The following is an 8,106-nucleotide window of genomic DNA, read 5'->3' as shown; positions in this document are numbered from 1 at the left end:
CCGCGACCCCGCGCCACCCGGGCGGCCGAGGGCGCCACGGCAGCCGACCGGGCGAAGGCAGGGGCGAGGGTCCGACCGGGGCGCGGCGGGCGGCCGGAAGCCGGACGGGTAGGCTGACCGGATCGTGCCTGGTCGCAGAGGTGGCCGGGCCGGAGGAACGGGGCGGGCCGGCGGCCCGCCGGTGGAGACCCCTGATGACTCGTCGTTTTGACTGCTCGGACCCGTCCGAGCGCGCAGCCGGGCTGCGCGAGGCCGTGGCGGCGGTGCGCCGCGGCGAACTCGTCGTCCTGCCCACGGACACCGTGTACGGCGTGGGCGCGGACGCCTTCGCGCCGCGGGCGGTCGACCGCCTGCTGAAGGCCAAGGGCCGGGGACGGAACATGCCCTCGCCGGTGCTGGTCGGCTCCCCGGAGGCGCTGGACGGGCTGGTCGAGGTGACGGAGCGCGCCAGGGGGCTGGTCAAGGAGTTCTGGCCGGGTGGCCTGACCGTGGTCGCCCGCCACCTGGAGTCGGTGGAGCTGGACCTCGGCGAGACCGGCGGGACGGTCGCGGTGCGGATGCCCGCGCATCCGGTCGCCATCGAACTGCTCGGCGCCACCGGGCCGTTGGCCGTCTCCAGCGCGAACCTGACCGGGCACGACTCGCCGCAGGACTGCGACGCCGCCCAGGGCATGCTCGGCGACTCGGTGGCCGTCTACCTCGACGGGGGCCCGACCGCGGCCGCCGTGCCGTCCTCGATCGTGGACATCACCGGTGAGGTGCCCGTCCTGCTGCGGGCCGGCGCGATCGGCGCCGACCGGCTGCGCGAGGTGGTCCCGGACCTGCGGGAGCGCTGAGCCGGCCGAGGAGCCGCCCCGCGCCCGCCGCCCGGGACGGCGCCACCCCGGCCGAAGGGCCGTACCGCGTGGCGCCCCGGCGGCCGGGGCGGCCGCCGCTAGGGTCGGCGATGGCGTGCGAGGGCGGGCCCTCCGCTGGTCGGGAGGGAGTCGGCGCCGCGACCGGGGGCGTCACCGGCTCCGTTGCGGAGGTTCCATGAGCGCTTCGTCCACCGCGCCGCCCCGGGAGCGGGACCGCACCCGGGCCAGGGTCCGGCAGGGCAGCACACTGCTGCGCTGGCTGTTCACCACGGACCACAAGGTCATCGGGAACCTGTACCTGGCGACGGCCTTCGGCTTCTTCCTGGTCGGGGGCGTGCTCGCGCTGCTGATGCGGGCCCAGCTGCTCGGGCCGGACACCGGGCTGCTGTCCAACGAGCGGTACAACCAGCTGTTCACCATGCACGGCACGATCATGCTGCTGCTGTTCGCCACCCCGACCTTCGCCGGCTTCGCCAACGCGATCATGCCCTTGCAGATCGGCGCGCCCGACGTGGCGTTCCCCCGGCTGAACGCCTTCACCTACTGGGCCTTCCTGCTGGGCGGGCTGATGGTGCTGAGCGGTTTCCTCACCACCCAGGGCGCGCCCTCGTTCGGCTGGTTCGCCTACGCGCCGCTGAACGGGCCGCTGTTCTCGCCCGGGGCCGGCGGGGACCTCTGGGCGCTCGGCCTGGTGGTGGCCGGCCTCGGCACCATCCTGGGCGCGGTCAACTTCGTCACCACCATCACCTGCCTGCGGGCGCCAGGGATGACGCTCTTCCGGATGCCGATCTTCACCTGGAACGTGCTGTTCACCTCGGTCATGGTGCTGCTGGCCTTCCCGGTGCTGACGGCGGCGCTGCTCTGCCTGGAGGCGGACCGCAAGTTCGGCGCGCACGCCTTCGACGCGGCGAACGGCGGGGCGCTGCTGTGGCAGCACCTGTTCTGGTTCTTCGGCCACCCGGAGGTGTACATCGTCGCGGTGCCGTTCTTCGGCATCATCAGCGAGATCATCCCGGTGTTCAGCCGCAAGCCGCTGTTCGGCTACTTCGGGATGATCGGTGCGACCGTCTCCATCACCGCGCTGTCCATGTCGGTGTGGGCGCACCACATGTTCGCCACCGGCCAGGTGCTGCTGCCGTTCTTCTCGATGATGTCCTTCCTGATCGCGGTGCCCACCGGGGTGAAGTTCTTCAACTGGATCGGGACGATGTGGAACGGCTCGCTGTCCTTCGAGACCCCGATGCTGTGGTCGATCGGCTTCCTGGTGACCTTCCTGTTCGGCGGGCTGAGCGGGGTGCTGCTGGCCGCGCCGCCGATCGACTTCCACGTGACGGACAGCTACTTCGTGGTGGCCCACCTGCACTACGTGCTGTTCGGCACGGTGGTGTTCGCCACTTTCGGGGGCTTCTACTTCTGGTGGCCGAAGCTGACCGGGAAGCTGCTCGACGAGAAGCTGGGGAAGGTGCACTTCTGGATCCTTTTCGTGGGGTTCCAGACCACCTTCCTGGTGATGCACTGGCTGGGCGCCCAGGGCATGCCGCGCCGCTACGCGAGCTACCTGGACGTGGACGGCTTCACGGCACTGAACGTGTGCGCCTCGGTCGGTTCGTTCCTGCTCGGGGTCTCCAACCTGCCGTTCTTCTACAACGTCTGGGCCACCACCCGGCACGGCGCCCGGGTCACCGAGGACGACCCGTGGGGCTGGGGCCGGTCGCTGGAGTGGGCCACCTCCAGCCCTCCGCCGCCGCACAACTTCCGTACGCTGCCGAGGATCCGCTCCGAGTCCCCGGCCTTCGACCTGCACCACCCGGAGGTTCCCGCGAAGGAGCCGACGGGCGGCACCACCGCGGTGCCGCACGGCCGCGGCGGCGAACGGGGGAGCGGGCGGTGAAGGCGGAGGGGTGGCTGTTCGCCGTCATGACGGCGTTCTTCGCGGTGACCGGGCTGGTCTACGGTTTCTGGGCCCGGGAGCCGGCCGGCAAGGCGATCCTGACGGTGGCGTTCCTGATGTCCGGCCTGATCGCGCTGTTCTGGTTCGTCCAGCACCAGCGCGGCGGCGGCGGCCGGGCGCAGGACCGCAAGGAGGCCGAGATCGCCGAGACCGCGGGGCCGAGGGGGTTCTTCCCGGCCCGCAGCGGCTACCCGGTACTGACGGCGGCCGGCCTGACGGTCTTCGCCCTGGGCCTGGTCTTCGCCCGGTGGCTGATCGTCCTCGGCGCGCTGGTGCTCGCGCTCGCCGTCGGCGGCTTCATCTTCCAGTACCGCGACCACGGCGAGGGCTGAGGCGGCGCAGCAGCCGCCGCAGCGGCCCGCCCGGGGCGGGGGCGGGCGGGCGCAAGGCCGGGGGAGCGGGGTGGGCCGGGGCGCTGAGGACCTTCGCGATCAGCTCCGACTCCCCTTCTCCGGCCGGGAGTTCCACCCGGTCGCGGTGGAACCAGGTGCTCGCCGCGGCGCGTACCCGCTCGTGTCGCGGAGCCCCCTGAGGGGCGGCGATCGGCTCCGGCACGGCGCGGGCCAGCAGCACGTACCGCTCGGCCGCGGGCACCGGGCGGTGGTGGCCGGTGAAGCCGCCGTCGATGGACTGGTCGATCCGGCCGGTCTCGTCGCCGTCCAGCAGCCGGTCCCGGTCCCGGGCCTGGAGGGCCAGGCAGAGCCGCCGGGTGAGCACGAAGACCACCGGCGGCAGCACGATCAGCGCCACCCGCAGCACCACGGTGAGCGCGTTGACGGAGAGCCCGAAGGCGTAGGCGATCACGTCGTTGCCGCCGGCGATCAGCAGCACGGCGTAGCACGTGATCCCCGAGGTGCCGAGCGCGGTGCGGGTGGGCTTGTTGCGCGGCCGGTCGCACAGGTGGTGCTCGCCGGTGCCGGGGTCGAGCCACCGTTCGACGAAGGGGTAGGCGTACAGCGCCGCGAACAGCAGGCCGGGCACCACCAGGGCGGGCAGCAGCACGTTCCACGACACGGTGTGCCCGAACACCCTGGTCTCCGCGGCGGGCATCAGCCGCAGCGCCCCCTCGATGAAGCCGATGTACCAGTCCGGCTGCGCGCCCGTCGCGACGACGTCGGGGCGGTAGGACCCGTACCGCCAGATCGGGTTGATCTCGGCGAGGAAGGCCGACAGCGCCATGACGCCGCCCACCGTGAACAGCAGGCCGGTCGTGCGGGTGAGGAACTGGGGGAAGAACGGCATCCCCACCACGTTGCGGTTGGTGCGCCCGGGAGCGGCCCAGTGGGTGTGCTTCAGCACCACCACCAGGGTCAGATGGGCCCCGATCAGGGCGAGCAGCAGGCCGGGGACCAGCAGGACGTGCACGGTGAACAGCCGGGGCACGATCTCGTTCCCCGGGAACTCGCCGCCGAAGGCGAACAGCGTGAGGTACGAGCCGACCAGCGGCACCGAGAGCAGCACGCCCTCGGCGATCCGCAGGCCGGTGCCGGAGAGGGTGTCGTCGGGCAGCGAGTAGCCGGAGAACCCCTCCAGCAGCGCGAGGTTGAACAGCGTCACCCCGATCACCCAGTTGAGCTCGCGCGGGTGGCGGAACGCCCCGGTGAAGAACACCCGCAGCAGGTGCACGCAGATCGCCGAGGTGAACAACAGCGCCGACCAGTGGTGGATCTGACGGATCATCAGGCCGCCGCGCACGTCGAAGCTGATCCGCAGCGTGGACTCGTACGCCTCGGACAGCGGCACCCCGCGCAGCGGCAGGTAGGAGCCCTGGTAGACGACCTCGCCCATGCTCGGCCGGAAGAAGAGCGTCAGGTAGACGCCGGTCACCAGCAGGACGACGAAGGAGTACAGCGCGAGTTCGCCGAGCAGGAACGACCAGTGGTCGGGGAACACCTTGCGCAGCAGTTCCCGGCCGGACTCCATGACCGGCAGCCGCCCGTCCAGGCGGGTCGCGACGCGCTCGCCGGCGGACGGCCGGCGCCCGTTCGAAGCCCTGGTTTCGTCCATGGCGGGCAACCTAGTGGGCCTCGTCGCCCGCGGGGCGGTCGAGCACTGCGGTGGCGTCGGCGGGCGGCGGCAGAGCACTCGAACGGGGGAACGGGCGCGGCCGTCCGGCCCCCGTGCCGGGCGGTCCGGTGCCGGTCAGTCCTCCGCGAGCAGCCGGGTGAGCACGGCGTCCACGTCCAGGTGCGCGGACTCCGCGCCGGCGGGCACCAGCAGGAAGGAGTCCGAGAGGAAGGCCGCGACCTCGCCCTCGGGCGCGCTGAGGACGGCCTGCCCGCCGTCGGGCCCGCACAGGGTGATCAGGACCTCGCCCTCCTCGCCCGGACTGACCCGGACGTCGCCGCTGCCGGCCGGGGCGCGCCGGCCCTCGTTCAGCAGCTCCCGGCTGAAGTACCAGCACACCTGGGCCTCGACCGGCAGGCACGCGCACGGCGTGAGCGGGAACGCCAGGCAGGCCGCGTACGGCAGGCTCGGGTCGAACCGCAGCTCCGCCACGATCGGGACGTCGGGCAGTGGGCTGTCGGGAAAGGTGACGGGCATCGGGTGGACGGGCATCTGCATCGAACGACCTTCCTGTGGCCGTGACGCCCGCCCCCGGTCGGGCCGGCGCCCCTGTCCGGCGCCTACCCGGCGCCACGGGGCGCAGACGGTGGACACCGAATCTCCACAGATCCCCGGTGCGGCCCGGGCGTTGGGCCCTCGGCGGAGGAGGTGGCGCGGACCGGACGGCCGGGGCATGATCGCGGGATGACGACGATCAGGACCCGGCGGGGGCGCCTCGGCATTCCGGCACTGGCGGTGCTCGCCGTGCTGGCGACGGGGTGCGGGACGGAGCGGGTGGGCTCGGGCGGGAACCCCGGTACGCGGACGCCGGTGGCGGCCACCACCACGGCGCAGGGCAAGCCGGTCGACTTCCCCTGCCCCGGCGAGTCCCCGACTCCCACCCCGACCTCCAGCCGCACGGCGAGCCCCACGGCCCCGCCCACCCTGCCGCTCGACCACTACGCCGAGAACAACGGCTTCAAGGTGCCCATCCCGCTGCGTGGCCAGGCCCGCTGCGACGGACAGGCGGCCGTCCGGCGGATCAGGGAGGCGCTCGAACCGCTGCGGACGGGCAACGACTACACCCCGGCGAGCACCCGCGGCCGGCTCACCGGCCTCGGCTACCCGGCGGAGAAGCTGAAGGTGTACGAGAACGGGTCGACCGCCGTCGGCTTCCTCGTCCAGGCCCCCGGGATGTGCCTGAGCGGGACGATGACGCCGAACGCCACCACCGCGGAGGCGTTCGCGGGCTACCCGGACCACAGCGGCTGCGACGTCCCCCGCGGCGGCCACTGACGCGAGCACCTGGCCGTCCGGGCCTCACCGGGATCCGGCGGGCGCCGCCGCCGGTGGCGCCGGCCCGTCCGCCGGGTTGCCCGGTAGCCGAAGCAGGACACCCACCGCAATGGCGACCTCCGACAAGTGCCCGCCGGATCTTCCGTGACGCGGTGGCAAAAGCGGCGGCCACCGGCGCGGATAGGCTCCGGACGACCGGCATCTTGATCACGGTCTCCGGAGCGGAAGAGGGCACCACCGAGTGAGCATCCAGCAGATCACCCCCAAGCAGCGGGGCTACCTGATCGTCAACTCCCACCCGACCGGCAGCGAGGCCACGGCCGACCGCCTGTGGCAGCGCGTCGGGCCCGCGGCTCCGGCCGGCCGCGCCCCGGTCGCCCTGGTCCTCGGAGCCAGCGCCGGATACGGCCTGGCGCTCCTGCTCGCCGGGCTGCGCCGCCAGGGCATCCGCGGCGTCGGCGTCGCCTACGAGACGCCCGCCACCGAGCGGCGCACCGCCACCGCCGGCTGGTACCGCACGGCGGCCGTCGCCGACCTGGTCGAGCGGGACGGGGGCGACTTCACCTTCGTCAACGCCGACGCGTACGCGGACGCCACCCGCACCGAGGTCCTCGAACTCCTCGCCGAGCGCTACGGCCCGGTCGACTACCTCGTCTACTCCCTGGCCTCGCCCCGGCGCACCGACCCGGCCACCGGTGAGGTCCACCACTCGGTGATCAAGCCGCTCGGCTCCCCGTACACCTCACCGTCCCTGCTCTTCGAGGACGGGGCCCCGCAGATCGGCACCGTCGACCTCACCCCGGCCGACGAGGCCGAGCAGGCGGCGACCGTGAAGGTCATGGGCGGCGAGGACTGGCAGCTGTGGGTGCGGGCGCTGGCCGACAGCGACCTGCTCGGCCCCGGCTTCATCACCGTGGCCCTGTCCTACGTCGGCTCCGAGATCACCGCGCCGGTCTACCGGCAGGGCACCATCGGCGCCGCCAAGGAGCACCTGGAGGCGAGCGCGGGCGAGTTGCAGACCGGGCTGCTGGCCGGCCGCGGCCGGGCGTTCACCGTCGTCGCCGGCGCGGCCGTCACCCAGGCGTCCACCGCGATCCCCTCCATCGCCCTCTACACCTCGCTGCTGCGCAACGTCCTCGGCGAGGACGGCTGGCGCACCACCGATGACCAGGCCGTCGACCTGTGGGAGCAGCTGACCGGGGCGAAGGAACTCACCCTGGACGAGCGGGGCCGCATCCGGCTGGACGGCTGGGAGCTGGAAGCCGGTGTCCAGGACCGGGTGCGGGAGCTGTGGGCCGACCCGGCGGCCGCGCTGGCCGCCGACCCGGCCGGGGCCGCCTGGTTCTACAACCAGTTCCGGCAGCTGTACGGCTGGGACGTCCCCGGCGTCGACTACACCACCGGGGCCGAGACCGCGGTGGCCTGGCCCGGCCGGCAGCGGTAGCCCGGGCTCCGGCGGCACCCCCGGGCCCGGAGCCGGGTCACGGGGCGCCGGGTTCGTCGAGGAGCAGTTCCAGGAGGGGAAGGGCGCTCTCCAGCGCGCGGCACTGCTCGGGGCTGAGCCGGGTGCTGCGGCGGGCCAGCAGGGCGGTGCGCTCGCGGCGGATCCGGGCGAGGGTCTCCAGGCCGAGCGGGGTGGGCGCGAGCAGCTGGGAGCGTCCGTCCTGCGGGTCCGGGGTCTTGGCGACCAGGCCCCCGGCGACCAGCGGGGCGACCGTGCGGACCAGGGACGGCACCGCCACGCCCTCGCGGGCGGCGAGTTCGCCGAGCCGCAGCGGGCCGTGCTGCTCCACCCTGGCCAGGGCGGAGAGCTGGGCGGCGGTGAGGTCCTGGTCCCCGGAGGCGCGGACCAGCTGGCGGTTGAGCCGGCCGATCGCCAGGCGGAGCCTGACCACGGCCTCGGCGGAGAGCCCGCCACCGTCGGCGCTCACGGCCCGGGCTCCTCGGGGCGCGGCC

8 protein-coding genes are annotated in these 8,106 nt (G+C 73.6%); 5 read left to right on the top strand and 3 right to left on the bottom strand.

The window, feature by feature from the left end:
* The first annotated feature begins 194 nt into the window (after window positions 1-194).
* The 3 genes from BU198_RS18975 (at window position 195) to BU198_RS18965 (ending at window position 3,140) form a co-directional block, all read left to right on the top strand.
* On the top strand, window positions 195-836 hold the full coding sequence (locus tag BU198_RS18975; protein ID WP_188298059.1) for an L-threonylcarbamoyladenylate synthase: 642 nt from the start codon (window positions 195-197) through the stop codon (window positions 834-836).
* A 196-nt stretch (window positions 837-1,032) separates the two neighbouring features.
* Window positions 1,033-2,748: a cytochrome c oxidase subunit I gene (gene ctaD / locus BU198_RS18970; RefSeq protein WP_188298058.1), complete on the top strand. Its 1,716-nt coding sequence runs from the start codon at window positions 1,033-1,035 to the stop codon at window positions 2,746-2,748.
* Window positions 2,745-3,140 carry a cytochrome c oxidase subunit 4 gene (locus BU198_RS18965; RefSeq protein WP_188298057.1) on the top strand — a complete coding sequence of 132 codons (396 nt, stop codon included), beginning with the start codon at window positions 2,745-2,747 and terminating at the stop codon, window positions 3,138-3,140. The genes ctaD and BU198_RS18965 overlap by 4 nt, the downstream gene beginning before the upstream one ends.
* On the opposite strand, the gene BU198_RS18960 is transcribed toward BU198_RS18965, so the two are convergent.
* Window positions 3,106-4,815 (bottom strand): cytochrome b, encoded by a 1,710-nt coding sequence (locus BU198_RS18960; protein WP_188298056.1) that lies wholly within the window; start codon window positions 4,813-4,815, stop codon window positions 3,106-3,108. The genes BU198_RS18965 and BU198_RS18960 overlap by 35 nt on opposite strands.
* 135 nt (window positions 4,816-4,950) lie before the next feature.
* Entirely contained in the window at window positions 4,951-5,373 is a 423-nt protein-coding gene (locus BU198_RS18955; protein WP_188298055.1) for an SsgA family sporulation/cell division regulator, read from the bottom strand.
* Between the two features lie 186 nt (window positions 5,374-5,559).
* On the opposite strand from BU198_RS18955, the gene BU198_RS42265 reads away from it, so the two are divergent.
* Window positions 5,560-6,150, top strand: a complete 591-nt coding sequence (locus tag BU198_RS42265; protein WP_223244617.1) for a hypothetical protein — start codon at window positions 5,560-5,562, stop codon at window positions 6,148-6,150.
* Window positions 6,151-6,391: 241 nt separating this feature from the next.
* On the top strand, window positions 6,392-7,594 hold the full coding sequence (locus BU198_RS18945) for an enoyl-[acyl-carrier-protein] reductase FabV (protein WP_188298054.1): 1,203 nt from the start codon (window positions 6,392-6,394) through the stop codon (window positions 7,592-7,594).
* Between the two features lie 37 nt (window positions 7,595-7,631).
* On the opposite strand, the gene BU198_RS18940 is transcribed toward BU198_RS18945, so the two are convergent.
* Window positions 7,632-8,106 (bottom strand): MarR family winged helix-turn-helix transcriptional regulator (locus BU198_RS18940; RefSeq protein WP_223244616.1); only part of this gene is annotated, 475 nt, incomplete at its 5' end.

It is taken from the genome of Streptomyces sp. CBMA156 (assembly GCF_014596515.1).
In the GTDB taxonomy this organism is placed as follows: Bacteria; Actinomycetota; Actinomycetes; order Streptomycetales; family Streptomycetaceae; genus Kitasatospora.
This window is presented reverse-complemented; position numbering and strand designations above follow the sequence as displayed.